The sequence below is a fragment of the Actinomadura macra NBRC 14102 genome, from assembly GCF_001552215.1.
In the GTDB taxonomy this organism is placed as follows: Bacteria; Actinomycetota; Actinomycetes; order Streptosporangiales; family Streptosporangiaceae; genus Spirillospora; species Spirillospora macra.
Window position 1 is genome coordinate 86743 of the sequence record NZ_BCQT01000014.1, and the last position, 24970, is coordinate 111712.

The window sequence follows — 24970 nt, forward strand, 5'->3', positions numbered from 1 at the left end:
CCGCGGCGCGACGGCGCGCCGCCGATCATGACAGTGAGGTGGGAGTGATGGGCCGTACATTGGCCGAAAAGGTGTACGACGCGCACGTCGTACGGCGTGCCGAGGGTGAGCCGGACCTCCTCTACATCGACCTGCACCTCGTCCACGAGGTCACCAGCCCGCAGGCGTTCGACGGGCTGCGGATGGCCGGCCGCCAGGTCCGCCGCCCCGACCTGACGATCGCCACCGAGGACCACAACGTCCCGACGACGGACCTGCTCAAGCCGATCGCCGACCCGGTGTCGCGCACCCAGGTCGAGACGCTGCGCAAGAACTGCTCGGACTTCGGCGTCCGGCTGCACCCGATGGGCGACGCGGAACAGGGCATCGTCCACGTCATCGGCCCGCAGCTCGGCCTGACCCAGCCGGGCATGACCGTCGTCTGCGGCGACTCGCACACCTCCACCCACGGCGCGTTCGGCGCCCTCGCCTTCGGCATCGGCACCAGTGAGGTCGAACACGTCCTCGCCACGCAGACGCTCCCGCAGATCCAGCCGAAGACGATGGCCGTGACCGTGGTCGGCGCGCTGCCCGAGGGTGTCACCGCCAAGGACCTGATCCTGGCGATCATCGCCAGGATCGGCACCGGCGGCGGCCAGGGCCACATCATCGAGTACCGCGGCGAGGCGATCAGGTCGCTGTCGATGGAGGGCCGTATGACGGTCTGCAACATGTCCATCGAGGCCGGCGCCCGCGCCGGGATGATCGCCCCCGACGAGACGACCTTCGCCTACCTGAAGGGCCGCCCCCGCGCGCCGCAGGGCGCGGACTGGGACGAGGCCGTCGAGTACTGGACGTCCCTGCGCACCGACTACGACGCGGTCTTCGACAAGGAGGTCGTGATCGACGCGGCCGAGCTGACGCCGTTCGTCACCTGGGGCACCAACCCGGGGCAGGGCCTGCCGCTCGGCGAGTCCGTGCCGGACCCCGCGTCCTACGGTGACCCCACCCAGCGCCAGGCCGCCGAGCGGGCACTGGAGTACATGGGGCTGACCGCAGGGACGCCACTGCGCGACATCGCCGTGGACACCGTCTTCGTCGGCTCCTGCACCAACGGCCGCATCGAGGACCTCCGCGCCGTCGCGGGCGTCCTCAAGGGCCGCACGGTCGCGAGCGGCGTCCGGATGCTGGTCGTCCCCGGCTCCATGAAGGTCAAGAAGCAGGCCGAGGACGAGGGCCTGGACGAGGTCATCTCCGCCGCCGGCGCCGAATGGCGCGAGGCCGGCTGCTCGATGTGCCTCGCCATGAATCCCGACAAGCTCACCCCGGGCGAGCGCAGCGCCTCCACGTCCAACCGCAACTTCGAGGGCCGGCAGGGGCCCGGCGGCCGCACCCACCTGGTGTCGCCCGCCGTGGCCGCCGCGACCGCCGTCACCGGCCGTCTGGCCGCGCCCCTGGACCTCGGCGCAGCCGAGGGGGGCTCCGGGGCGTCGTCCCCTCAGAAGAACATCGATCTGTAAAGGGGACCGATCATGGAAGCGTTCACCACCTACACCGGGCGCGCGGTGCCGCTGCGCCGCAGCAACGTCGACACCGACCAGATCATCCCGGCCGTCTGGCTGAAGCAGGTCAGCCGCACCGGCTTCGACAAGGGCCTGTTCTCCGCCTGGCGCGAGGACCCCGAGTTCGTCCTGAACCAGTCCCGCTACGACGGCGCCGGCATCCTGGTCGCCGGGCCGGACTTCGGCACCGGCTCGTCCCGCGAGCACGCCGTCTGGGCGCTCCAGCAGTACGGGTTCCGCGTCGTCATCGCGCCGCGCTTCGGGGACATCTTCCGCAACAACTCCACGAAGATGGGGCTGCTCCCGGTCATCCTCACCGGTGAGCAGGTCGAGGACATCCAGGCCCGGGTCGAGCAGGACCCCACCCTGGAGATCACCGTGGACCTGGCCGACCGCGAGGTCCGCTACGGCGGCGTCACCGCCACCTTCGAGATCGACGACTACACCCGCTGGCGCCTCATGGAGGGCCTGGACGACATCGGCCTGACGCTCCGCCACGGCGACGCCATCACCGAGTTCGAGGGCCGCCGCGCCCCCTGGCAGCCCGTCACGGTCTGACCCGTTTCGCCCCGGCCCGTTCCACCGTCCTCGACGGTGGACCGGGCCTTTGGCGACCCCGGATGTGCGCCCCCGTCCCCGCACCAGGGACAATTCAGGTGTACGAAGCCCGGACGAACTGTTGGGGGCACGAATTGAGCACGGTCCCATGGACCGGGCCGGAATGGGACGATCCGGCGCTGACCCGGCTCGCACGGCAGCTGCGCGACGCCCACCGGGCCGTCGCGCCGCTGCCGCCGGAGACGCGCCAGCGGCTCATCCGCCACCTGCTGGCGATCACCGATCTGGCCAAGAGAGACGCAGAATTGGCCGCTCGCAGGCTCGACGCGTTCCTTGCCGATTTCCACGAGGTGCCCGACGTCCGTTAGCGTGCCCAGTGGCCGGATCTGGTCCGGTCACCGGCGAGACGGGGGCGAGACCGACAAAAACGCCAGCGACACGGCAACTCATGCGTGCAGGTGATTGTGTCGATGCTAGAGGTCCCTTAGTTTCGTTCGGGCAAGGGGGGAACTAGAGGAGTAACCCATGAACAAGCGTGAGCTGGTCGACGCCATCTCTGACCGGCTGGGCAGCAAGAAGGCCGCAGCTGAGGCCGTCGACGCGATTCTGGAGACGATCCAGGAAACCGTCGCCAAGGGCGACAAGGTCGCGATCACGGGGTTCGGTTCGTTCGAGAAGGCCGACCGGCCTGCCCGCACGGCCCGCAACCCCGCAACGGGCAAGACCATCCAGGTCCCCGCGACGTCCGTGCCGAAGTTCAAGGCCGGCGCGGACTTCAAGAACCTGGTGGCAGGCAAGAAGTAGCCTCGTCGAACAGCACCCGGGACCGTGCCAATACGGTTCCGGGTGCTGTTCTATTTCCATCAAGCCGCGTGAGGCTCGCCTTCGGCTTTGCCTAACGCGGGCTGATAGCGCGCTCGGGGTGAGAGCCGAGGATGTTCGGTGCTCCGCTTCACTTGGGCGGGGCCGGTGAACGGTGGCGGTCCGGCTAGGGCGCGGGGAGCGGGAAGGTCGACAGGGTGACGACCGACACGCGGTCGCCGTCCATCGCGAGGTTGACCCGCTGGCCGAACCGCGCCAGCCGCAGCCCGCCCGCGTCGAACGCCTCGGCGTCGAAGGGCAACTCCGTCCCGTCGTCGAGGAGCACGCTTCCCGACCGGGTCTCCGCGTCGAATGCCTTAACGGTCCCCTGCATGCCCCGCACCCTACCCCTGTGCCGTGCTCTGGAGCCGGGACGCGATCGTCGTGGTGCGAGGGCCGGCGCCGAGGGCGAGGGCGGCCCTCAGGTCCTCCGGGGTGTCGACATCGCGACGGACGCTGTCGGTGGCGGGGAGGAGCAGTTCGCGGGCGCCCCGGGCGCGATGCGCGGTGCGGGAATCGGCGCCGAAGGCCGGGGAGAAGGGGACACCGGGGCGCGCGGTGTAGAGGGTGGTCCCGGTGCCCGAGGCGTCCGGAACGAACGCCTCGGGCACCAGCGCGGCGGCGTCGAGGACGTGGGCGAGTTCCTCTGGCCGCAAAGCGGGCAAATCGGCTGAAAGTGCGCCCGTGCCGGTGTTCGGAGACAGCTCCCGGCCCCGGCCCGCCCCGTACACCAGGGCCGGGTTCAGGCCCGCGTCCGGCTCGTCGGGCACGATTCGGGCACCGAGGGCCGCCAGCTCGGCGGCCGGGAGGGGATCATCGGTGACCACAATCACATCGCCGACCCGGGGGCAGCGCAGCGCCGCGGCGACGGTGTCGGCCGCCAGCGCGAGCGCGAGGTCCCGCCGGTGCGGGCCCGCCGCGGCGGACATGCGGGTCTTCGCCCGCGCCAGCACCTTGACGGGCACGATGAGCGACCACTGGAGAGGAGGCGCGCTGGGCGCTGCTGTAGACATGGCAACTCGACACTATGCGCACGCAACCGCGAGACTTGAGGACACCCCGCGTTCACGTGGGGGACCGACCGAGGAGGGACGGGGCATGAGCCACGGGTATTCACCGGCCTGGCGGAAGCTCACGATCGTCATCCTGCGCCCGCTGCTGTTCGGGCTCCTGAAGCGGGACTGGCGCGGCCAGGGGAACGTGCCCGCGACGGGCGGTCTGATCATCGCCGCCAACCACATCTCCGAGGCCGACCCGCTGGCCCTCGCCCACTTCGTCTACGAGTCGGGCCGCTACCCGGTCTACCTGGCCAAGTCCACGCTGTTCGACGTCCGGCTCCTGCGCGGCGTGCTGCGCGGGACGGGCCAGATCCCCGTCCACCGCGACAGCGCCGACGCCGCGCACGCCCTCCAGGACGCCGAGAAGGCGCTGGTCGACGGCGAATGCCTGATGTTCTATCCGGAGGGCAGTTGCACCCGCGATCCGGAGCTGTGGCCGATGACCGGGCAGACCGGGGTGGCGCGGATGGCGCTCCAGACCGGTGCCGCGGTCGTCCCGGTGGCGAGCTGGGGCGCGCATGAGCTGCTGCCGTACAAGAAGGGTGAGCAGAAGGGGCTGGCGGGGAGCCTGAAGAAGGGGTTCCATCCGTTCCCCCGCAAGCGGATGAAGGTGATCGCCGGCCCGCCCGTGGATCTGTCCCGCTACGCGGGGCGGCCGCTCGACAAGGACACCCTGCGGGCCGCCACCGACGAGATCATGGACGCCATCACCGGCCTGCTCGGCGAGCTGCGGGGCAAGCGGCCGCCGGCGGAGCGCTACGACCATCACAGGGTGCTGGAGGAGCGTCGCAGATCGGGTGAGGCCACCGTGCCCGGACCGAGGCCGGACGGCGTCGCGGCGCCGGACGCCGCCGTGTCCGAGGCCACCGAAAGGAAGGCGGACGGCTCGTGACCTTCCGCACCGCCGTGATGGGCTCCGGATCCTGGGGCACGACGTTCGCGAAGATGCTGCACGACGCCGGCGGCGAGGCCGTGCTGTGGGGCCGCCGGCCCGAGATCGTCGAGGCGATCAACGAACGGCACGAGAACGCCGACTACCTGCCCGGCGTCCGGCTGCCCGACGCGCTCCGCGCGACCACCGATCCCGCCGAGGCCCTTGCCGGGGCCGACTTCGTCGCGCTGGCCGTCCCGGCGCAGACACTCCGCACGAACCTGTCCGGGTGGGTGCCGCTGCTGCCGTCGCAGACCGTCCTCGTCAGCCTCATGAAGGGCGTCGAACTCGGCACCACCCGGCGGATGTCGGAGGTGATCCGGGAGGTCGCCGACGTCCCCGAGGAGCGGGTCGCGGTGTTCAGCGGGCCGAACCTGGCGCGCGAGATCGCCAACGGCGAGCCGAGCGCCGCGGTCGCCGCGTGCGTGGACGAGGAGGCGGCGCGGGGCCTTCAGGCCGCCACCATGACCCCCTACTTCCGCGTGTACACCTCCACGGACGTGATCGGCTGCGAGCTCGGCGGCGCCGTGAAGAACATCGTCGCCCTGTGCGTCGGGATGTCGGTCGGGCTCGGGTTCGGCGCCAACACCCAGGCGATGCTGATGACCCGCGGGCTCGCCGAGATCGCGCGGCTCGGCGCCGCGCTCGGCGCGGACGAGCACACCTTCGCCGGGCTCGCGGGAATGGGCGACCTCGTCGCGTCCTGCATCTCGCCGCTGGCGCGCAACCGCACCTTCGGCGAGAACCTGGGGCGCGGCATGACGCTGGAGCAGGTCATCGCCGTGACCAAGCAGACGGCCGAAGGGGTGAAGTCCTCCGAGCCGGTGCTGGAGCTGGCGCGCAAGCACAACGTGGAGATGCCGATCACCGAGGCGGTGACCGCCGTCCTGCACCACGGCATGCCGATCAAGGAGGCGGCGATCTCGCTGATCTCGCGTTCACCGAAGCCGGAGCGCTACGGAGTGTGACATGCTCTGAGCGATGTGCAAAGACTTCCGGGAGCTCGGCGAGAACAGCCGCGCCGTCCATCTGCCGTCGCCGCCGCTCGGGCACGACGAGGGCGGCCATGGTGCCGCGCTCGCGGCGGCACTCGCCGCGCTGGAGGGATATCGGCTGACCGCGCCGGTCGAGGCGGCGGTGTTCGCCTCCGGTGCCGCGGCCGTGACCGCCGTGCTGCTCGCGTCCGCCGGCGCCGGCGCGCACGTGATCGTGCCCGCCGCGGCGCCTGACGTGCTCCGCGCGCTCCTCGTGCGGCTCGGGCTGGAGACGTCCTTCGTTCCCATGGACGACCCGAACGCGGTGCGCGCGGCGCTTCGCCCGTCCACCGGGCTCGTCTGGGCCGAGGCACTCGCCGACCCGACCCTCGCCGTGGCCGACCTTCCGCTGCTCGCCGAGATCGCGCACGACGCCGGGGCACTGCTGGTCGCCGACTCCACGTTCACCACGCCCGTCGTGTGCCGGCCCTTGGAGCACGGCGCCGACCTGGTGGTGCACGCGTCGGCCGCGCTCCTCGGTGGCCAGGGCGAGGTGGAGGGCGGCGCGGTGGCCGGGCACGCCCGGCCGATGGAGGGAGTCCGGCGGGTGCGCGCCGAGACCGGAGCCGTCCTCGCGCCGGACGCCGCGTCCCGGCTGCGCCGCGGCCTTGAGACGCTGCCACTGCGGGTGCGGCGGCAGTGCGACACGGCCGGTGTGTTCGCCGCCTCGATCGTGCGGCACCCCGCCGTCCAGTCGGTCCGCTACCCGGGCCTGTCCGGGCATCCCGGGCACGGCCTGGCGCGGGTGCTGTTCGACGCGGGACCTGAAGGCACCCGGTTCGGCGCGGTCGTCACCGTCGTCCCGTACGGCGGCACCGCGGCGGGGGAGGCCCTCGCCGCCGCGCTGCGGCTGGCCGTCCCGTCGGCGTCGTTCGGCGGCACCCGCACCACGGCAGCCCCCACGACGTCCACCACGCACCGGCTGCTGAACGGCGCCGGATCGTTCGTCGCAGGGGTCGATCCGGGCACGGTCCGGTTCTCGATCGGGCTGGAGGACGCCGACGACCTCGTCCGCGACGCCGGCGAGGCTCTGGACACGCTCGCCGGTGCGTCCGCCCGGGTGCCATCCCTGTCACCGCCCGCCCCGCTCGTGGCCGACCCTGGGTGATCACAGGTAGGGTCGGGCATCATGTCCCAGGACTCTCGTAAGATCCGCGTGGCGGTGGTGTTCGGCGGGCGCAGCTCGGAACACGCGATCTCGTGTATCACCGCTGGTGCGGTGATGGCCGCCATCGACCGGGACCGCTACGAGGTGGTGCCGGTCGGCATCGCCCGCGACGGCCGCTGGGTGCTCGCCGCCGCCGACCTCCGGCTCGCCATCGAGGACGGCCGGCTTCCCGAGGTGACCGGCGAGGGCAGCGCGCTCGCGCTCCCGTTCGACCCCGACAGCCGCGGCCTGATGGTCGTGGAACCCGGCCGGGTGCCGAGCACGCTCGGCGAGGTCGACGTCGTCCTGCCGCTGCTGCACGGCCCCTACGGCGAGGACGGCACCATCCAGGGCATGCTCGACCTGGCCGGCATCCGCTACGTCGGCGCCGGCGTGCTCGCCAGCGCGGTCGGCATGGACAAGGGTTTCATGAAGCTCGTGTGGCAGGCGCGCGGCCTGCCGGTCGGGCCGTATGTGCTGATCGGCGACCGGGAGTGGCGGCGCGAGCGCAAGCGTATGGTCGACGAGGTCAAGGAACTCGGCCTGGCGGACGGTCGGCCGGTGTTCGTCAAGCCCACGCGGGCCGGTTCGAGCATGGGCATCACCCGCGTCACCTCCGAGGACGCTCTGGAGGCCGCGATCGAGACGGCCCGCGAGCACGATCCCAAGGTGATCGTCGAGGCCACGATCGAGGGACGCGAAATCGAGTGCGGCGTGCTCCAGGGCCTGGACGACGGCCCGGCCGAGGCCAGCCTTCCCGCCGAGGTGCTGATGGCGGGCGGCCGCGATTTCTATGACTTCGAGACCAAGTACCTCGACGGCGCCACCACCATGGCGATCCCGCCGGACCTGTCCGCCGCGGAGATCGAGGAGGTGCGGCGCCTGGCCGTGCAGGCGTTCGACGCGCTCGACTGCGAGGGTCTCGCCCGGGTCGACTTCTTCCACACCCACGACGGCCGCTGGATCCTCAACGAGATCAACACGATGCCCGGCTTCACGCCGGCGTCGGCGTTCCCGAAGATGTGGTCCGCGACCGGCCTGGACTATCCGGCGCTGGTCGACCGCCTCATCCAGACGGCCGCCAACCGCCCCACCGGCCTGCGCTGACCCACCGGCCTGCGCTGAGCCGGCGCGCTCAGCTCGCGGTGAAGGGGAGCCAACCGCGGTCGGCGAGGGTGGCGGCGTCGGTGGCGCGCGCCCCGTCCTCGGAGAACGTCCACAGCGTGCCGCCCACCATGAGGGAGCGGCGGATCGAGTTGCCGTAGTCCCGGCCGGGGTGCCGGACGCTCCCGGCCCTGCTGATGCCATCGCCGGTGATCTTCAGGGCGAGTGCCTCGTTCATCCCGGTCCGGTTCCCCGACACCGGGACGACGGTCAGGCCGGTCGACGGCCAGTACATGAACGCGTGCGGCTCGAACTCCGACTCGGAGGAGGCGCCCGGCAGCCGGTAGACGCCGACCCGGCGGGGTTCGCCGCTGACGTCGAACAGCGACGCCTGCAGGCCCTTGGTGCGGCCGGAGGCGTCGGCGTCCTGCCCGATGCCGAGGATCTTGCCGTCGGCCATCGGGTGCAGGTACGCGGAATAGCCGTTGATCTTCAGTTCGCCGGTGACGCGGGGGTGTCGCGGGTCCTTGAGATCGAGCACGTAGAGCGGATCGACCTGCCGGAACGTCACGACGTAGGCCGTCGCACCGATGTAGCGGACCGAGTAGATCCGCTCGCCCTGGCCGAGCCCGCCGGCCCGCCCGACCTCGTCGAGGCGGGGACCGTTCTGGGCGAGGACGTACAGCGTGCTCGCGGACTGCGGCGCGGGGCTGCCCGGCTGGGGCATGCCCGACTCGGGGGCGCTCGTCGTGGCGACGCGAAGGTGCCCGCCGAACTCCGACAACGCGTACTGGTTCAGCAGGTTGCCCGCCACCGACCCGGATGCCACGTAGCGCGGCCGTCCGGCGCCCCGGACGTCGAACTTGTGGATGTCCGTGCGCTGCGTGACGGGCGCGGGCCGCTTGCCCGGCGTCTCTCGGGTCAGCGGGCGCGGAGGTGTGCCCGTGATGTACAGGCTCGACCCGTTCCCGTACACGGTTTCGCCGTCGGCGGCGACGCTGACCGGCGACGGATCAGCGAACCCGCGTGCCAGATCGAGCGTCAGGACGGTCAGCATGGTCGTGCCGGTGTACGAGGCGGGGCGGCTGACCTGCTCGCACGGTGCGCGGTACGTCTTGGCGGCACCTCCCTCGCCCACGGTGAACCGGGGAAGCCACGCGTCGAGCGGGGCCTTGCGCACGATCTGCTGGTTGCGTTCCGTGGCCTGCCGTTCCGACTTCGGGTCGCCCGGCGTGCGAGGCGGCGAGGGGAAGTCGATGTGCGGCGACGAGCGCACCACGACGCGTGCGGTCGAGCCGGTCTGCCGCGCGTCCACGTAGCTGCTGTCGGACGTCATCGTGCCGACCACCTTCGGGGCGGCGGCGAGGTCGACCAGCGTCATCCGTGTCTGTGGCCGCGCGGGGCCCGGAGGGGTCGGCGCGATCTCGTCATTGGTCCGTGGCGCGGGCCGGTCGTACACGACCATCGGTGACTGGGGCGTCAGGATCAGGGCGCGGTCGCCGCTCAGCAGGAGCCGTGAGTTCGTGCCGCCGGCCGGGAATCCGTCGCGTTCGGGGAGGCTCAGCGTGTGCACGACCTTGCGGGACGCGGGGTCGATGACCTGGAGCCTGCCGCGGGCGAGCGCGACGATCCGGCGGCCGTCGGTCTTGACGATGTCGGGCTCGTCGGCGGCGGCCTCGTGGTTGTTGGTGGTGGAATGCTGGGGCGCGGTCGCGGACCGCCCTTCGGGGGCGGCGGGGAGCGCGCCCTTGTTCAGCGAGGTCTCGCCGTCCTCCATACCGGCCAGTGGCACGGGAAGGCCGTCCAGCCCGTAGGGGCCGACCCGCTCGGCCGCCGCGCCGCGCAGTCCGTCCAGGAGCGCGTCGCAGCTGTCGTAGGCCACCAGCCGCATCGGCGGCGCCGCGGTGGGCTCGGCGGAGGAGGATCCGGTGGACCCCGTGCATCCGGCGAGCAGCAGCATCGTGGCGGCCGGTGCCAGGGGAGCGTAGGTGCGGGCGCGCATAGACCTTGGACGCTCGTTCTGAGTCTCCGGTTCCCCCCGATATGTCTCCTCGGCTCGGGCGGGTGAGGAGGGTCACCGGCCAGGCCGTTGTCGAGTGTCGCGGACGCGAGTAAATTACTGGACTGCTCGTCAATAAGGTTCGGGCCGGGGTGGCAGCCCGGATGCCATCTCGACGTCCTGCTCCCGTCCGGGCGCCGACGCCAGTACTCCCTGTGCGGTGACCCCGCCGACCTCCGTACCTATCGGATCGCCGTCCGGCGGCTGCCCGACGGCGGGGGCGGCTCGGTCGAGATGCACAGGATGACCGAGGTCTCGACGGTCAGGGTGCGGGGTCCTCGCAACGCGTTTCCCTTCCTCCCGCGTGAGCGCTACATGTTCCTCGCGGGCGGCATCGGCATCACCCCGATCCTGCCCATGGTGACGGCCGCGGACAGGCTCGGCGCCGACTGGCGTCTGGTGTACACCGGGCGCACGCGGGCTTCTCTGCCCTTCTTGGACGAGCGGCCCTCCGGCCGTGTCCTCGTGCGAACCGACGACGAGCACGGCCTCCCCGACTGCACCGACCTGCTGCGGGACGTCGAACCCGGCACGGCCGTGTGCTGCTGCGGCCCCGCCCCGATGATCGACGGCGTCCGGGCGGCGGGCACCGCACTGCCCGAGACCACCCTTTACTACGAGCGGTTCGCCCCGGCGCCCATCGTGGACGGGTGGCCCTTCGAGGTCGAGCTGCGCCGCGGCGAGCAGGTCCTCGGCGTGCCCGACGACCGGTCCGTCCTCGACGTGATCAGGGACGAGCGGCCCGCCGTCGCCTACTCCTGCGGGCAGGGCTTCTGCGGGACCTGCCGCACCGCCGTCCTCGCCGGAAACGTGGATCGGCGCGTGCCGTCCGATCCCGGCGAGGGCACCATGCTGATCTGCGTGTCGCGTGCCTCCGGCGGCAGGATCACGCTCGACTTGTGACCCGCTGGAGGCCGTGACGGTCGTCCGGATATGCCAACCTTGGAGTGATTGGTCCCCACCCCCGAGGAGCGCGTGCGTTGCCGACCGACATGCCGGGCCAGATCGGCCCCTACCGGGTGGTGGACCGGCTCGGCGAGGGCGGCATGGGCACCGTGTACGTCGGGCTGGACGCCTCGGGACGCAAGGTCGCCATCAAGGTGATCAGGCGGGAGTACGCCGCCGACCGGCAGTACCGGGCCCGCTTCGAGGCCGAGGTCGCCGCGGCGCAGCGCGTCCGCCCGTTCTGCACCGCCCCCGTCCTGGACGCCGACCCCGGCGCCGAGCCCCCGTACCTGGTGACCGAGTTCGTCAACGGCCCTAGCCTGGACGACGCCGTGGCCAAGGACGGGGCGCTGCGCGGCGCCGACCTGGAGGCCGTCGCGGTCGGCATCGCCACCGCGCTGACCGCCATCCATGACGCGGGCGTCGTGCACCGCGACCTCAAGCCGTCCAACGTGCTGCTGTCCACGTTCGGCCCGCGGGTGATCGACTTCGGTATCGCCCGCTCACTGGACGGAACACGGCTGACCGCGACCGGCGGCATCGTCGGCACACCCGCGTTCATGGCGCCCGAGCAACTGCACGGCCTCGGCGCGACCCCGGCCTCGGACGTGTTCGCCTGGGGAGCGACGGTGGCGTTCGCCGCCCGCGGCGGACCGTGCTTCGGCGGCGACTCGATCCCGGCGATCATCCACCAGATCGTCAGCTGCGACCCGGACCTGGGCGGCCTGAGCGGCACGCTGCTGGAGGCGGTGCGCGGCGCCCTCGCCAAGGACCCGGCGGCCCGTCCGTCCGCGCAGGCGCTCCTGGACCGCCTCATCTCCAGCGGTGCCCCGCGCCAGGAGCCTCGGCAGGAGCCCCGCCCGGCGACCCAGGCGCCCCGGCCTCAGAAGCCCGGCCCCTCGACCCCGCCGCCCCGTCCGCAACCCCCACAGGCCGCGGCGCCGCAGACGCCCTCGCCCTCGCCCGCGCTGGCCGCGGGCGAGGCCGAGGCGCTCGTCGAGCGGCAGTACCGGCAGGCCGCACAGGCGGGCGACCCGTCCGCGATGCGCAACCTGGCCGTCCTGCTCAGCCAGCAGGGACGCACCGCCGAGGCCGAGACGTGGAACCAGTACGCCAACGCGGTCGCGGCCCGCGCCACCGCGTACCCGCAGTCCACCGGCTACGACGTCTACGCCGCCACGCAGCCCGCGCACCCGGCCGCCCACGCGAACCCGCACGTCAAGCCGCCGTACAATCACGCCGCGATCTACGCCCTGTCGTTCGGGCTGGTCGGCCTGATCACGTGCGGCCTGCCGTCCATCCCCGCGATCGTCGCCGGGCACATCGCCTGGGTGAAGATGCGGCGCAACGGCGAGCGCGGCGCCGGCATGGCCGTCACCGGGATCGCCCTCGGCTGGATCATGGTCGCCTTCTGGGCGCTGGTCGCCTTCGGCATGTCCCTCCCCGACGAACCCACACCCTGACTGGTTTCTATTGGGGGAGTGCCCCCCAGACCCCTGGCTGCGCGGCTCGCCACCTCCTCGCTCCGCTGGCGCTCGCTCCGGTGCCTATCCCGTAACCGTTAGTTGAGGTTCAGTCTGTCGGGGTGTGGTTCGGACGTGTTGCCTGCGGGGCGCGCGCTGGGCATGCCTGCTTCGCGTCCGTCCCGTAAAGGCGTTGCGGGGGTACGGCTGGGGTGGCACTGTAAACGGCGTCGGGCCGTTTAGGACGGCGACACGAGAACCTTGAGAGGAGGACCGGCCATGGCTCTGGAGCAGCTGCGCTATCGACTTCTGTCGGCGTCACCCGCCCGCCCCGGCCGGTTTCTCATCTCCTAGAGGCCCCGTCCGAGCCGCCGCGAGTGACGCCACCTCGCGAAGTCCGAACGACATGCGGCTCTACCCCAACTGGTAGAGGGGCCACTCTCAGGAAGTGGATGTTCCGGGTTCGAGTCCCGGGGGCCGCACGTATGCCTCCGTAGTCCAACGGTAGAGACAGCGGCATGAGGTGCCGTGTGCTGCAGGTTCGAATCCTGCCGGGGGTACGCCGCGGGTCCTGAACACGGGCTCGCACGCGGGGTGGCGCCGACGCGGGAGAGTCGGGCCTGGCTGTAACCCAGGTGCTTCGGCTGAGTGGGTTCGAATCCCACCCGCCTCACAACAGTGGCTGAACGACCCCGTCGCTCCGAACTGCGACGGGGTCGTTGGCTCGAAATTGCGACTAGGTGATGTCGTACCGCCCCGCCCGGACGTCCGCCAGAACTGCGGCGAACTCGCTGCCGAGCAGCAAGATCGGGGGGTCATCTGGCTGTTTACTGTCGCGGACCGCGACCAGGCCCGTGATCGGTGCGACTTCGACACACTCTTGCTGCCCGTTGCTGCGGCTCGACTTGCGCCAAGATAGCGGCTGCTGGCTGGAGTAGTTCACTTCCTGAAGTCCTTTGCTACTTGGTCGAGGAAATTCGTACTATTCGCTTCACTCAGGGCTGATTCCCAGATGGACGCGAACGCGGCTTCGTAGCGCGCAACTTCTTCGGGCTTTTCGAGATAGAGGGCACCGGTGAAGCCCTCAACGTAGATCGTCGTCGGTTCACTCGGCCGACCATCGCCGTTGCCGGGGAATTGCATCATCACGAACTGGCCGGACATGATGCCGGGGTGCAGCCCATGAGTGAACGGCGTGACGCGGACAGAGACATTCTCAAGTTGGTTCACCTCGGCCAGGCGGGCGAGCTGGCAGGCCATGATTTCGCTACTGCCGATGACCGGGCGCAGCACGGCCTCGTGCAGCACCATGTTCACCTGGGGAGGTTCGATAGTCCGGGTCAGGAGTGCCTGGCGTTGGATGCGCACTTGTACACGCCGTTCGATCTCCTCATCGCTCTTGCCGAGGTTGTCGGCTCGTATCAGCGTACGGGCGTAGTCCTCTGTTTGTACCAACCCTGGTACTCGTTCTGACTGATAGGACGACAGGCGCTCGGCCGCTTCCTCCAACCCGATGTACAGGTCGAAGCTCTCCGGGATGACGTCCCCGTAGGCGTGCCACCATGATTGGCCGTTCTTCGTCTCTTTGGCGAGGCCGACAAGTCCCGCTGTGAGCTTTGCGGGGGCACCGTAAATTCTGCATATCAGCTCAACGTCATGCCCGCGCATCGACGTGTGCCCGTTTTCGATACGCCACATGGTCGTTTCTGACCATTCCATGGCTTCCGCTGCTGCCTTGACGGTAAGACGAGCCTTACTGCGCAGCTCGCGCAGGTGTCGCCCGAGTTGGCGACGGGGCACCGTCGTCCCGGTCGGCCGTGCCGGCATCGCATCACCTCTCTACCCTGGCTTTCATCCGTAATGAAAGCATCCGATCGACCAGCCTGCAAGGAAGGATTCTAGGTGTTGATTTCCAGGAGGATAATCCTTTCTGAAAGACTTGCAGATCGCATCATTGCAGTGCTCTACTCGGTGAGGCCGGACGTCGAACTTCAGGGTGAAGGATGCAAAGGGGGGCAAATGCATGTGAATCCGTGGTTATCGTGCGACCGGCTGAGGTTGACGCCATGGAATGGCGTAGATGTCCCCTGCGACAACCGCCTTTGTCTGTATTTGGCAGAGTTCGCGCTTATCAACTGGTGCGACATACCTGTCTTGTACCTCTGTGCCGGCGACTGGGTGGCCACCTATGACGAGATCACATACGTGCGCCATCTGGTCGACGTCACCGGCGAAGCTCGATACCGGATCACCACCAGAGCCGAGCGACGAATCAAGCTCAAGATCATCGGGGGGACGTGCATCCCATGACACGCGGATACCGGAGGACGCACGGGGAGGGGGCGGTATCCGCGCCAGGCGGCAGGACCAGCGCTGTAGGGGATCAGGGCACACGATCCCCGCGAGCCGCTTCTCTCGCATCGAGCTCCGGCGCTGGTCCTGCATCCCACGCGGAGAAGGCGCAGAAGATGAACCTTCGCCGTCCGGTGCAGACCTGCCTGACCTTCACTCCCGTCGCCAGCACGGTCGGGTGGTCACGTCGGCTCACCGCCGACAGGCTCACCGCCTGGGACATCGGGCACCTGGCCGATGAGGTGACCTTGATCGTTTCCGAGCTCATGACCAATGCCGTGAAGGAAATCGGTCGAACCAACGGCCACGACGTGGCGTCCGGTCAGGTGCCGATGACGCGCTACACCGCTGCCACCGAAGGTCAGTGCGTCCGGCTGCACCTGACGTATGACGGTGAGCATCTGCGTATCGAGGTATGGGACCCGATTCCCACGCCACCGGTCATGGGCACACCGGCAACCGATGACGAGAGCGGGCGAGGGCTGCCCATCGTCCAATTGCTCAGTGCCGACTGTGGGTGGTTCTGGTGCGAGACAGGCCCAGGTCTACCCTCAGGCTCGTGCGGCAAGGTGGTGTGGGCGACGGTGCGCGTAGACAGGTCCATGCAGGCGTGACCGGGTTCGACTGGTTGACCGGCTGAGTCGGTGCGCTTGCCCCGTCACGAGCGTGCCCTCGCCGAGGGAGACGAAGCGAGCGCCCGCTACCGCACATCAGGAAACGCATCCTCAAGGAGGAGCCGCCACGCGCCTGAGCCGCCGACCCCGGTCCGTGCGTCCTTCAGATCTGGCCTTCGGGCTTCTGGGGGATCGTGGCGCTGATGGGGCCGCCCAGTTCGATCAGAACGTTCCCGGGCGGGCTGTACTTGGCGGGGACCGTCACCTCGACATACGCCTGCCTGGCCACGGCGGTGAAGGTCACGGGACGGTCGAGCGGCTCCCCGAACCAGTCGATCCCGTTGATGGTGACCAGCTGTGACTCGGGCCGCAGCGCCGCCGGTCTCGGCACGCCGCAGCGCAGGGCGATGGCGGGCGATCCCCAGGCCGCCGTCAGCATCGAGTCGGGGGAGGTGCTCCGCCCAGACTGGCCGTGCACCTTCTCGGGCAGCCGCAACCCCTGGCACAGCCGGGCCGTCGCCGCGTCCGGTTTGGGTGCGGGCACCTGCACGGCGGTGTCGCCGCACGCGGTGGGGAGCAGGGCGAGCCCTGCCAGCAGGAACGCGTTAGATATGGACGATCGGGCAGGTGAGGGTGCGAGTGATCCCCTCGACCGACTGGATCTGCGCCACGACGAGCTTGCCCAGCTCGTCCACATTCCGCGCCTCCGCTCGGACGATCACGTCGTAAGGACCCGTGACGTCCTCCGCCAGGGTGACCCCAGTGATGCCGGCGATCTCGGCGGCCACCTCGGCCGCCTTGCCGACCTCGGTCTGGATGAGGATGTAGGCCTGCACCATCACGTCCTCCCCGGGCGGAGAATTAGCCGTCGAACGGTCACCGTATCGTGTTACGCGCCCCGGTGGGCGGACGGGGTGCCGCGTGCCCCGGGTGAAGGGTGTGAGAAGGCCGGAACACAAGGAAAAGGGCGGATGGGGACGATCGGGGAGCTGGGCGAGTTCGGGCTTATCGACCTGCTGACACGGCGGTTGCCGCTCGGCCCGGCCGTCCGGCTCGGGCCCGGCGACGACGCGGCGGTGGTCGCGGCGCCGGACGGCCGCACGGTCGCCACCACGGACCTGCTGGTCGAGGGGCGCCACTTTCGCCGCGACTGGTCCGGCCCCTACGACATCGGTCGCAAGGCCGCCGCGCAGAACCTCGCCGACGTGGTCGCGATGGGCGCCCGGCCGACGGCCCTGCTCGTCGGATTCGCGGCTCCGCTCACCACCGAGGCCGCCTGGGCCGAGCGGCTCTACGAGGGGCTCGCCGACGAGTGCCGTGCGGCGGGGGCCTCGGTCGTCGGCGGCGATGTCGTCGGCGCCACGGAGATCACGCTCGCCGTGACCGCGCTCGGTGACCTCGGCGGGGAGCCGCCGCTCACCCGCTCCGGGGCACGTCCGGGCGACGTCGTGGCGGTCAGGGGGAGGCTCGGGTGGTCCGCCGCCGGGCTGGAGCTCCTCACGCAAGGGCGGGACGAGCCCGCCGAGCTGATCGCCGCCCACCGCCGCCCAGAACCCCCGTACACGGCGGGCGCTGAGGCGCGCGGGGCGGGTGCCACCGCGCTCATCGACGTCAGCGACGGTCTCGTCCAGGACCTCGGGCACATCGCCGCCGCGAGCGGCGTGCGGATCGACGTCGACTCGGCGGCCGTACCGGCCCCGGCGATTCTCGGACCCGACGGCCTGCGCCATGCTCTCGCGGGCGGTGAGGACCACGCATTCGCCGGAACGTTCCCCACGAACGCCGTCTTGCCCCCATCCTGGAGTTCGGTCGGAGTCGTCACGGAGGGGGCGGGAGTTCTGGTGGACGGGCGTGAGTCGAGACACGGTGGCTGGGACCATTTCCGCGCATAAAGGTCCTGTAAACGGACTGTGTCCACTAGTGCTCGTTCATGCATCAGGTAGGCATGTTCGGTACTGGTTTGGTATACCTCCTGTGATCGAAGAGGAATGGGATGGGACGACACACCAAGCTCGGCCAGCCGGACGACGAGCCTGTACCGGACGCCCAAGCGCCGGCGGGAACGTTCTTCGCGGCCCCCACGGGGCCGTCCTACGAAGCCTTCTCCGGTCCGACCGATGACCAGGTGTTCGTGTCGTCATACGAGAACGAGGCCGACTTCCCGGATGCCCGGTTCCCGGACGCTCGCTTGCCCGACGCCCGGTTCCCGGACGCCCGGTTCTCGGACGCCCGCGTCCAGCAGGAGCCCTTCACCGAACCGGCCGTCCACGCGGGGGGTTCCGCCAAGAACCGCCTGAGCCGGCTGCTCGCGGTCATTCCCGTCCCGCTGCTGCCGATCGTCGCGCTCGTGGTGGCGGTCGGCGTCGTCGCCTACGCGCTCAGCACCCAGCAGATCTCTCTCAACTTCGCCGGCGGCGCCCCCAAGGAGCCGACCAACGGCCCCCGTGACAGCCAGGTCTCCCAGCGCGGCCCCGGCCAGCGCGCCAGCCGCGGCGCGGGCCGGCCCGACGGCATCGTCGTCGCCTTCCGGGTGATCTCTCGCACCCCGCGGACCTTCAAGGCGACCGCGACGATCACCAACCAGGGCCAGACGGCCGTCCCGCGATGGGCCCTCGCCTTCAAGATCCCGGCCGTGTCGGTCCGGGCCGTGAGCGGCGCCGCCGTCGTCAGGACCGGCACGCTCGCGTTCGTCCGGGGCCGGACCCAGATCGCCTCCGGCCAGTCCGTGCGGATCGTCTTCACCGCCACCGGCACACCCAAGAAGCCGACCTATTGCATCCTGAACCGGTTGGCCTGCACCCTCGTTTGATGGCCGCGGCACCGGGCCGTCCTACAGTGGACGACATGAAGCAGCCCGTCCCGCCACCGCAGGCCCCGCCGCTCGTGCTCACCATCGCGGGTTCGGATTCGGGCGGAGGCGCCGGGATCCAGGCCGACCTGAAGACGATGCTCGCCCTCGGCGTCCACGGGATGAGCGTCATCGCCGCGGTCACCGCGCAGAACTCCCTCGGTGTGCAGGGCTACTGGGAGCTCCCGCCGGAAGCGGTCCGCGCGCAGCTCGACTCCGTGCTGTCCGACATCGGCGTCCACGCGATCAAGACGGGCATGCTCGCCTCCACCGTCCTGGTCGAGACCGTCGCCGAGGCCCTGAGCGGCTCTGAGGCGCCGTCCGTCGTCGATCCCGTGGGCGTCTCCAAGCACGGCGACTCCCTGCTCGCCCCGGACGCCGTCGACGCCGTCCGCGCGGCCCTGCTGCCCGTCGCGACCGTCGTCACGCCCAACCTGTACGAGGTCGAGCAGCTCACCGGCATCAAGGTTGTGGACGAAGGGGGACTGCGCGAGGCCGCCGAGGCCGTCAAGGCGCTCGGCCCGCGCTGGGTCCTCATCAAGGGCGGTCACCTGCCCGGCGAGCCCGCTGACCTGCTGTTCGACGGCGAGCGAGAGTACCGCTTCACCGCGCCCCGGCACGACAACCGGCACACCCACGGAACCGGCTGCACCCTCGCGTCCGCGATCGCCTCCCACCTCGCGCTGGGCGACGACATCCCCACGGCGGTCGGCAAGGCCAAGCAGTACGTCACCGGCGCCATCGCCGCGGGCTTCCCCCTCGGCGCCGGCATCGGCCCGGTCGACCATGCCTGGCGCCAGCGCGCCTGATCCCGCACATGCGAAAGCCGGCCCACCGGACAGGAACCCGGTGAGCCGGCCGAAGCCTCTCGCCTTCGGCTAGACCGTCGGCTTGACGACCTTGCCGGCCTTGATGCAGGACGTGCAGGCGTTGATCCGCTTGGTGCTGCCGTTCACGACGGCGCGCACACGCTGGATGTTGGGGTTCCAGCGGCGCGGGGTGCGGCGGTGCGAGTGGGAGACGCGCATGCCGAAACCGGGTCCCTTGCCGCAGACGTCGCAGACGGAAGCCACGGGAAACTCCAAGTGGGTGTCGATACTCTAAACCGGAGCGCCGCCCGACGCCGTTGCAGGCGAGCCGGGCGTCGTGGGCGCTCACTGATCGGCGCCCCGGGACGAGGCGCACGAATCAGAGTAGCCGACCCCCCGCCACAGAGGCGAATCGGCCCGCCCGCCACCCGTCACGATGAGGCCCTGGAAAAGTAGCCTGGAGACGGCCGAGTGGCCCGCAAGGCAATGGAGGACAGGTGGACAGGTCCGTCCGCGATCGCGTGCGAAGCCAGAGTCGAGCGGAGCGGGAATCTGATCGCGTAGCGAGCCGCCAGGCGAGTCGGAGCGATGCGGCGATCGCCGCGGTGTCCGTTGAAGGAGGGCGTTCAGCGCCCGACGCCGAAGGCACTGCAAACGAACACAGCGGTGCCCGTTGAAGGAAGGCGTTCAGCGCCCGACGCCAAGGGCGACGCCGTGGATGACGCAGTGGATAGCTCTCGCGGCGGAGGCGCTCGGCCGGACGCGGCGGGAGATCGACGCCCTCAACGTGTTCCCCGTCCCGGATGGAGACACGGGAACCAACCTGCATCTGACGGTTCTGGCCGCCGCCGAGGCGCTGGACGGGCTGCCCGGCGACGCGGGCACCGCCGAGACGTGGCGGTCCCTGGCGCAGGGGGCGCTGCTGGGCGCGCGCGGCAATTCCGGTGTGATCCTCAGCCAGGTGTTCCGCGGGCTCGCGGACACACTCGGACCCGCCGGTGAACCGCCGGACGGAGTGGTGTTCGCCGAGGCGCTGGAGCACGCGTCGGTGCTGGCCCGCCGCGCGGTCGAGCATCCCGTCGAGGGGACGATCCTGAGCGTGCTGGCCGCCGCTGCCCAGGCGGCGGCCCTGGCGGCGTCCCAGGTGTCGGCGAGCGGATCGCCCGCCGTCGCGCGGGCCGCGGCCGACGGTGCCCGGCAGGCGCTGCGCCGCACCACCGGGCAACTCGACGTGCTGGCGCGCAGCGGGGTGGTGGACGCGGGCGCCGCCGGTCTCTGCGTGGTGCTCGACGCCCTCGCCGCGGTGATCACCGGGGAGTACCCCGAGCGCTACGAGGTCCCGGCCCGGGTCCAGGGAACCGCGTCCGCCCGGCAGGAGCGCGCGGAGCCGCGGGGCGGCGGGTATGAGGTCATGTATCTGCTGGACGCGCCGGACGACGCCGTCGACCGGCTGCGCGAGACGCTCGACGCGCTCGGGGATTCGCTGGTCGTCGTCGGCGGTGACGGGTTGTGGAACGTCCACGTCCACGTGGACGACGCCGGTGCCGCCGTCGAGGCGGGGCTCGGTGCGGGGCGCCCGCACCGGATCCGCGTCACCTACCTGCACGCCGGGACCGGGGAACCGCACCCGCCGCACACCGGCCGCGCGGTGATCGCGGTGACCGCCGCCGGGGGACTGGCCGCGCTGTTCGAGGGGTGCGGCGCGCGGGTCGTCCGCCGCGAGCCGGGGGCGGTGCCGCCGCTCGCCGTGCTGGCCGAGGCGATCCTCGCGGCCGGCGACGAGGTGGCGGTGCTGCCGGACGGACCGGAGACCCTCGCGCTCGCCGAGGCCGCCGCCGAACGCGCCCGGGACGGCGGGGCCAGCATCTCCGTGGTGCCGGCCAGGGCGTCGGTACAGGGCCTGGCGGCACTCGCGGTGCACGATCCGCTGCGCCGCTTCGCCGATGACGTGATCGCGATGACCCGCGCCGCGGGCGCCACGCGTTTCGGGCATCTGGAGGCCGCCGCGGAGGAGGCCGTCACCAGCGTGGGCCTGTGCCAGCCCGGCGACGTCCTCGGGCTGATCGAGGGCGATGTCGCGATGATCGGGACGGATGTCGCCGACGTCGCCCGGCACGTCCTGGACCGGATGCTGTCCGGCGGCGGCGAGCTGGTCACCCTCATCGTGGGCGCCGCCGCGCCGCCCGGCCTCGCCGCGCGGCTGGAGGAGCACCTGCGGATCCGGCACCCCGACGTCGAGGCCGGTGTGTACGACGGCGGGCAGGAGCGTTATCCCCTGCTCGTCGGCGTCGAGTGATTCTCGTCCCCGCCATGGGCTAGAAAAGACTGCGTGGCGAACCTCGACGAGCCGTTGCGCAATGTTCTCGGCGACAAGACGGCCAAGGTGCTGGAGAAGGGTCTCGACCTGAAGACGGTCGGTGATCTCCTCCACCACTACCCGCGCCGCTACGCCCACCGCGGTGAGCTGACCCCGCTCAGCGGTCTCCAGGACGGCGAGCACGTCACCGTCATGGCCGAGGTCGTGAAGGTCCAGGGCCGCGCCATCAGCCGCCAGCCCGGCTACATCCTGGAGATCACCGTCACCGACGGCACCGGGCAGCTCAAGCTCAGCTTCTTCGGCCGCAAGGGCTCCTACCGCGCCGAGAAGGAGCTGTCGCCCGGCACCCGCGGCCTGTTCGCCGGGAAGATCAGCACCTATGTGCCGCGTAGCGGCAACGTCCAGCGGCAGCTCACCCACCCGCAGTACAAGGTGGTCGCCGAGAAGAGCGCCGAACAGGCCGCGCAGGAGTGGGCGGACGAGATCATCCCGATCTATCCGTCCACGAAGGGCCTGGCGATCGAGACGATCGGCACGTCCGTCGGGATGGTGCTGGACCAGCTCGACCTTCCCACCGACCCGATGCCCGGGGCTCTCCTCGGTCGCCGCCGCCTGATCGGCCTGGGCGAGGCGTACGAGGGCATCCACCGTCCGAAGACGTGGGACGAACTGGGCCGCGCCAAGGCCCGCCTCAAGTGGGACGAGGCGTTCGTCGTCCAGGTGGCCCTGGCCCAGCGGCGCCTTGCCGCCGCCGCGCTCCCGGCGACGCCGCGGCCCCCGACCTTCGGTGGCCTGCTCGCCGAGTTCGACGCGCGCCTGCCCTTCGAGCTGACCAAGGGGCAGCGCGAGGTCGGCGAAGAGATCGCCGCCGATCTGGCCATGGCACACCCCATGCACCGGCTCCTGCAAGGCGACGTGGGCGCCGGTAAGACGGTCATCGCGCTGCGGGCCATGTTGCAGGTCGTCGACAACGGGGGGCAGGCGGCGTTGCTCGCGCCCACCGAGGTCCTCGCGCAGCAGCACTACCGGTCGATCACGACGATGCTCGGCGATCTCGCGCAGGCCGGGCAACTCGGCGGTGCCGAGCACGCGACACGGGTCGTGCTGCTCACCGGGTCGCAGGGGGCGAAGGCCCGCAAGGCGGCCTTGCTGGACGCCGCGTCCGGCGGGGCGGGGCTCGTCGTCGGCACCCACGCGCTGCTCCAGGAGAGCGTCCAGTTCGCCGATCTCGGGCTCGTCGTGGTGGACGAGCAGCACCGCTTCGGCGTCGAGCAGCGGGACGCGCTGCGCGAGAAGACCGCCGGAGGCCGCCCGCACGTGCTGGTCATGACCGCGACCCCCATCCCGCGGACGGTCGCGATGACGGTCTTCGGCGATCTGGAGACATCGGTGCTCGGGCAGCTCCCGGCGGGCCGGTCGGAGATCAGGACGCACGTGGTGCCGCCCGAACGCCCCGCGTTCCTCGCCCGCACCTGGGAGCGCATCCGGGAGGAGGCAGCGCAGGGGCGGCAGATCTACATCGTCTGTCCACGGATCGGCGAGCAGGAGGGCGACGAGGGCGACGCCTTCGAGCAGGAGGGCGACCGCCGCTCACCGCTCGGGATCATGGAGCTGCTGCCGAAGCTGGAGGACCTGCTCGCCGGGCTGCGCGTCGGCGTCCTGCACGGCAAACTGCACCCGGACGAGAAGGACGCGGTGATGCGCCGGTTCACCGACCGGGAGCTGGACGTCCTGCTCGCCACCACGGTCATCGAGGTGGGGGTGGACGTACCGAACGCCACCGTCATGGTGATCATGGACGCGGACCGGTTCGGGGTCTCCCAGCTCCACCAGCTGCGCGGCCGGGTCGGTCGCGGATCCCTGCACGGCCTGTGCCTCCTCGTCACCGACGCCGAGCCCGGCAGCAAGGCCCGGGAGCGCCTCGACGCGGTCGCCTCCACCACCGACGGCTTCACGCTGTCGCGCCTGGACCTGGAGCAGCGCAGGGAGGGGGACGTGCTGGGCGCCGCCCAGGCCGGCCGTTCGTCCAGCCTCCGGCTCCTGACCCTCCAGCGGGACGAGGACGTGATCCGCGACGCCCGGGAGGAGGCGACCGCGCTGGTCGAGGCCGATCCCGAGCTGGCGGATCACCCGGGGCTCGCCACCGTCCTGGACTCCCTGTTGGACGAGGACCGGGCCGACTTCCTGGAGAAGGGATAGGTTTTCCGATTTTTCCGACTAATTAAGTTGACTTCATTCGCGTGCCGGGTGACGATGGGCGCGTGAACCCGAGTGAGGCCCTGACCATGCGCCTGCACGTCGACCTCCGGCGGCAGGCGAGCGCCCTGTGTTCCCGTCGCTGATCCCGCACTCTTCCGGATCCGACGGCTCACAGGAGGCCGCACCATGACGATCACCCAGGGGCCCGGGCTGTCCGCCCGCGTCCTCGACCTGCACCGCATCCAGAATCCCGGCCTGGACGACGTGGAGTTGTACCTCCGCGACAGCCAGCCCGAAGTCCGCGCCGCCGCCCTCAAGGTGCTCACCGGCACCGTCCGCAAGGGCAACGCACCGCGCGGCACCGGCGACACCCTCGCCTGGGCGCTCGCCGACGAACACGAGGACGTCCGCCGCGTCGCCGCCGACGCCCTGCGCGGACTGCCCGAGCTGTACCTGGGCGACGACGGCGTCGCCGCCCTCCAACTGGCCGCCGCCCGCGGCCGCGACCCGTTCGTCCGCGAGACGGCCACCGACCTGCTGGAGATCCTCGCCCAGGGCGCCGCCGAGCTGTACGCGCAGGGCTTGCAGGACGGCGAGCCGCACGTCCGCATCCAAGCCGTCCTCGGCCTGGTGGCCCTGCGCGCCGGCGCCCGTGTCGCCGAAGCCGCCGACGACCCGTCCCGCGAGGTCCGGGTCGCCGTTGCCGAAGGACTGGCCAGGCTCCCGCTCCCGGCCGGGCAGGCCGCGCTCGAGGCCCTGCTCACCGACCGCGACCCCGTGGTGCGAATGGCGGCGCTCGACACCGCGGCGGAGATCGGAGTTCCCGCACCCCTTGATGGCCGCGTCATCACCTCCACGGCCCACGCCAGCTGGCAGGTCCGCCGCCGAGCGGTCCTCGCCCTGGGCGCCGCCGACCCGGCCGTGGCCGTACAACCGCTCCTCCACGCCTTGAACGACCGCACGGTTGACGTCCGCCGGGCCGCCGTCCGAGCCCTGGAACAGTGGGCCGGAGACCACCCCGAGGTGGTCACGGCCCTGACCGAAGCCCTCACCGACCCAGACCCGGGAGTCCGCACCCAGGTCCGCTGGGCCCTTAGTTAACTGGGGGGCGCCCCCCAATCCCCCCGGCT

General features: G+C 71.1%; 27 protein-coding genes and 3 tRNA genes. 22 read left to right on the forward strand and 8 right to left on the reverse strand.

The window, feature by feature from the left end:
• The first annotated feature begins 47 nt into the window (after positions 1 to 47).
• The 4 genes from leuC (at position 48) to AMA02S_RS23305 (ending at position 2903) form a co-directional block, all read left to right on the forward strand.
• Entirely contained in the window at positions 48 to 1499 is a 1452-nt protein-coding gene (leuC, locus tag AMA02S_RS23290) for a 3-isopropylmalate dehydratase large subunit (RefSeq protein WP_067461518.1), read from the forward strand.
• A 12-nt stretch (positions 1500 to 1511) separates the two neighbouring features.
• Positions 1512 to 2099: a 3-isopropylmalate dehydratase small subunit gene (gene leuD, locus AMA02S_RS23295; protein WP_067461519.1), complete on the forward strand. Its 588-nt coding sequence runs from the start codon at positions 1512 to 1514 to the stop codon at positions 2097 to 2099.
• Between the two features lie 134 nt (positions 2100 to 2233).
• Positions 2234 to 2467, forward strand: coding sequence for an SCO5555 family protein (locus AMA02S_RS23300; RefSeq protein WP_067461520.1), 234 nt, complete (start codon positions 2234 to 2236; stop codon positions 2465 to 2467).
• 157 nt (positions 2468 to 2624) lie between these two features.
• On the forward strand, positions 2625 to 2903 hold the full coding sequence (locus AMA02S_RS23305) for an HU family DNA-binding protein (protein WP_067461521.1): 279 nt from the start codon (positions 2625 to 2627) through the stop codon (positions 2901 to 2903).
• A 184-nt stretch (positions 2904 to 3087) separates the two neighbouring features.
• Here AMA02S_RS23305 and AMA02S_RS23310 read toward each other — a convergent pair whose 3' ends face one another.
• Both AMA02S_RS23310 and cofC read right to left on the reverse strand, forming a co-directional pair.
• Entirely contained in the window at positions 3088 to 3294 is a 207-nt protein-coding gene (locus AMA02S_RS23310; RefSeq protein WP_067461522.1) for a hypothetical protein, read from the reverse strand.
• A gap of 10 nt (positions 3295 to 3304) precedes the next feature.
• Complete coding sequence (gene cofC, locus AMA02S_RS23315; protein ID WP_067461523.1) at positions 3305 to 3973, reverse strand: 2-phospho-L-lactate guanylyltransferase; 669 nt, start codon at positions 3971 to 3973, stop codon at positions 3305 to 3307.
• Between the two features lie 85 nt (positions 3974 to 4058).
• Here cofC and AMA02S_RS23320 point away from each other — a divergent pair, with 85 nt between their 5' ends.
• From AMA02S_RS23320 to AMA02S_RS23335, 4 genes are read left to right on the forward strand one after another with little or no spacing between them, the layout of a single operon-like run.
• Positions 4059 to 4910: a lysophospholipid acyltransferase family protein gene (locus AMA02S_RS23320; RefSeq protein ID WP_067461524.1), complete on the forward strand. Its 852-nt coding sequence runs from the start codon at positions 4059 to 4061 to the stop codon at positions 4908 to 4910.
• 17 nt (positions 4911 to 4927) lie between these two features.
• Positions 4928 to 5917 carry an NAD(P)H-dependent glycerol-3-phosphate dehydrogenase gene (locus AMA02S_RS23325; protein ID WP_067461632.1) on the forward strand — a complete coding sequence of 330 codons (990 nt, stop codon included), beginning with the start codon at positions 4928 to 4930 and terminating at the stop codon, positions 5915 to 5917.
• Between the two features lie 13 nt (positions 5918 to 5930).
• Positions 5931 to 7091 carry a PLP-dependent transferase gene (locus AMA02S_RS23330; protein ID WP_067461525.1) on the forward strand — a complete coding sequence of 387 codons (1161 nt, stop codon included), beginning with the start codon at positions 5931 to 5933 and terminating at the stop codon, positions 7089 to 7091.
• Between the two features lie 21 nt (positions 7092 to 7112).
• A complete protein-coding gene (locus AMA02S_RS23335; RefSeq protein WP_067461526.1) occupies positions 7113 to 8237 on the forward strand; it encodes a D-alanine--D-alanine ligase family protein in 1125 nt (374 codons plus the stop codon).
• A 28-nt stretch (positions 8238 to 8265) separates the two neighbouring features.
• Here the strand turns inward: AMA02S_RS23335 and AMA02S_RS23340 are convergent, their stop codons facing one another.
• A complete protein-coding gene (locus tag AMA02S_RS23340; protein WP_067461527.1) occupies positions 8266 to 10236 on the reverse strand; it encodes a beta-propeller domain-containing protein in 1971 nt (656 codons plus the stop codon).
• A 300-nt stretch (positions 10237 to 10536) separates the two neighbouring features.
• On the opposite strand from AMA02S_RS23340, the gene AMA02S_RS23345 reads away from it, so the two are divergent.
• The 5 genes from AMA02S_RS23345 to AMA02S_RS42105 all read left to right on the forward strand — a co-directional run bounded on the left by AMA02S_RS23345 (position 10537) and on the right by AMA02S_RS42105 (position 13374).
• Positions 10537 to 11196, forward strand: coding sequence for a flavin reductase family protein (locus AMA02S_RS23345; protein ID WP_245667761.1), 660 nt, complete (start codon positions 10537 to 10539; stop codon positions 11194 to 11196).
• Positions 11197 to 11273: 77 nt separating this feature from the next.
• On the forward strand, positions 11274 to 12701 hold the full coding sequence (locus AMA02S_RS23350) for a protein kinase domain-containing protein (protein ID WP_067461528.1): 1428 nt from the start codon (positions 11274 to 11276) through the stop codon (positions 12699 to 12701).
• 408 nt (positions 12702 to 13109) lie between these two features.
• Positions 13110 to 13183 (forward strand) — tRNA-Leu (locus AMA02S_RS23355).
• Between the two features lie 5 nt (positions 13184 to 13188).
• Positions 13189 to 13261, forward strand: a tRNA-Leu gene (locus AMA02S_RS23360).
• 31 nt (positions 13262 to 13292) lie between these two features.
• Positions 13293 to 13374: transfer RNA gene (locus AMA02S_RS42105), tRNA-Tyr, on the forward strand.
• 63 nt (positions 13375 to 13437) lie between these two features.
• Here the strand turns inward: AMA02S_RS42105 and AMA02S_RS23365 are convergent.
• Positions 13438 to 13644 (reverse strand): DUF397 domain-containing protein, encoded by a 207-nt coding sequence (locus AMA02S_RS23365; RefSeq protein WP_067461529.1) that lies wholly within the window; start codon positions 13642 to 13644, stop codon positions 13438 to 13440.
• The gene (locus AMA02S_RS23370) at positions 13641 to 14528 is read right to left on the reverse strand and encodes a helix-turn-helix domain-containing protein (RefSeq protein WP_067461530.1); all 888 of its coding nucleotides are present in this window, start codon (positions 14526 to 14528) and stop codon (positions 13641 to 13643) included. The genes AMA02S_RS23365 and AMA02S_RS23370 overlap by 4 nt, the downstream gene beginning before the upstream one ends.
• 75 nt (positions 14529 to 14603) lie before the next feature.
• Between AMA02S_RS23370 and AMA02S_RS42110 the strand changes: the two genes are divergently transcribed.
• Both AMA02S_RS42110 and AMA02S_RS23375 read left to right on the forward strand, forming a co-directional pair.
• Positions 14604 to 15011 (forward strand): hypothetical protein, encoded by a 408-nt coding sequence (locus AMA02S_RS42110; protein WP_157430790.1) that lies wholly within the window; start codon positions 14604 to 14606, stop codon positions 15009 to 15011.
• Positions 15012 to 15169: 158 nt separating this feature from the next.
• Positions 15170 to 15667, forward strand: coding sequence for an ATP-binding protein (locus AMA02S_RS23375; RefSeq protein ID WP_169806876.1), 498 nt, complete (start codon positions 15170 to 15172; stop codon positions 15665 to 15667).
• Positions 15668 to 15830: 163 nt separating this feature from the next.
• On the opposite strand, the gene AMA02S_RS23380 is transcribed toward AMA02S_RS23375, so the two are convergent.
• Positions 15831 to 16280: a DUF3515 domain-containing protein gene (locus AMA02S_RS23380; RefSeq protein WP_439951604.1), complete on the reverse strand. Its 450-nt coding sequence runs from the start codon at positions 16278 to 16280 to the stop codon at positions 15831 to 15833.
• A complete protein-coding gene (locus AMA02S_RS23385; RefSeq protein WP_067461533.1) occupies positions 16273 to 16506 on the reverse strand; it encodes an Lrp/AsnC family transcriptional regulator in 234 nt (77 codons plus the stop codon). The genes AMA02S_RS23380 and AMA02S_RS23385 overlap by 8 nt, the downstream gene beginning before the upstream one ends.
• A 132-nt stretch (positions 16507 to 16638) precedes the next feature.
• On the opposite strand from AMA02S_RS23385, the gene AMA02S_RS23390 reads away from it, so the two are divergent.
• From AMA02S_RS23390 to thiD, 3 genes are all read left to right on the forward strand, one after another.
• The gene (locus AMA02S_RS23390; protein WP_067461534.1) at positions 16639 to 17559 is read left to right on the forward strand and encodes a thiamine-phosphate kinase; all 921 of its coding nucleotides are present in this window, start codon (positions 16639 to 16641) and stop codon (positions 17557 to 17559) included.
• Between the two features lie 101 nt (positions 17560 to 17660).
• Positions 17661 to 18476, forward strand: coding sequence for a cellulose binding domain-containing protein (locus tag AMA02S_RS23395; protein WP_084265510.1), 816 nt, complete (start codon positions 17661 to 17663; stop codon positions 18474 to 18476).
• 35 nt (positions 18477 to 18511) lie between these two features.
• Positions 18512 to 19324 carry a bifunctional hydroxymethylpyrimidine kinase/phosphomethylpyrimidine kinase gene (thiD, locus tag AMA02S_RS23400; protein WP_067461535.1) on the forward strand — a complete coding sequence of 271 codons (813 nt, stop codon included), beginning with the start codon at positions 18512 to 18514 and terminating at the stop codon, positions 19322 to 19324.
• A 69-nt stretch (positions 19325 to 19393) separates the two neighbouring features.
• Here thiD and rpmB read toward each other — a convergent pair whose 3' ends face one another.
• Positions 19394 to 19588 (reverse strand): 50S ribosomal protein L28, encoded by a 195-nt coding sequence (gene rpmB, locus AMA02S_RS23405; protein ID WP_030164391.1) that lies wholly within the window; start codon positions 19586 to 19588, stop codon positions 19394 to 19396.
• 454 nt (positions 19589 to 20042) lie between these two features.
• Here rpmB and AMA02S_RS23410 point away from each other — a divergent pair, with 454 nt between their 5' ends.
• From AMA02S_RS23410 to AMA02S_RS23420, 4 genes are all read left to right on the forward strand, one after another.
• Positions 20043 to 21620, forward strand: a complete 1578-nt coding sequence (locus AMA02S_RS23410; RefSeq protein WP_067461536.1) for a DAK2 domain-containing protein — start codon at positions 20043 to 20045, stop codon at positions 21618 to 21620.
• A gap of 33 nt (positions 21621 to 21653) precedes the next feature.
• A complete protein-coding gene (gene recG / locus AMA02S_RS23415; protein ID WP_067461537.1) occupies positions 21654 to 23840 on the forward strand; it encodes an ATP-dependent DNA helicase RecG in 2187 nt (728 codons plus the stop codon).
• Positions 23841 to 23902: 62 nt separating this feature from the next.
• Positions 23903 to 23983: a putative leader peptide gene (locus AMA02S_RS45085; RefSeq protein WP_369688404.1), complete on the forward strand. Its 81-nt coding sequence runs from the start codon at positions 23903 to 23905 to the stop codon at positions 23981 to 23983.
• A gap of 43 nt (positions 23984 to 24026) precedes the next feature.
• Entirely contained in the window at positions 24027 to 24941 is a 915-nt protein-coding gene (locus tag AMA02S_RS23420) for a HEAT repeat domain-containing protein (RefSeq protein ID WP_067461538.1), read from the forward strand.
• The last annotated feature ends 29 nt before the right edge of the window (positions 24942 to 24970 follow it).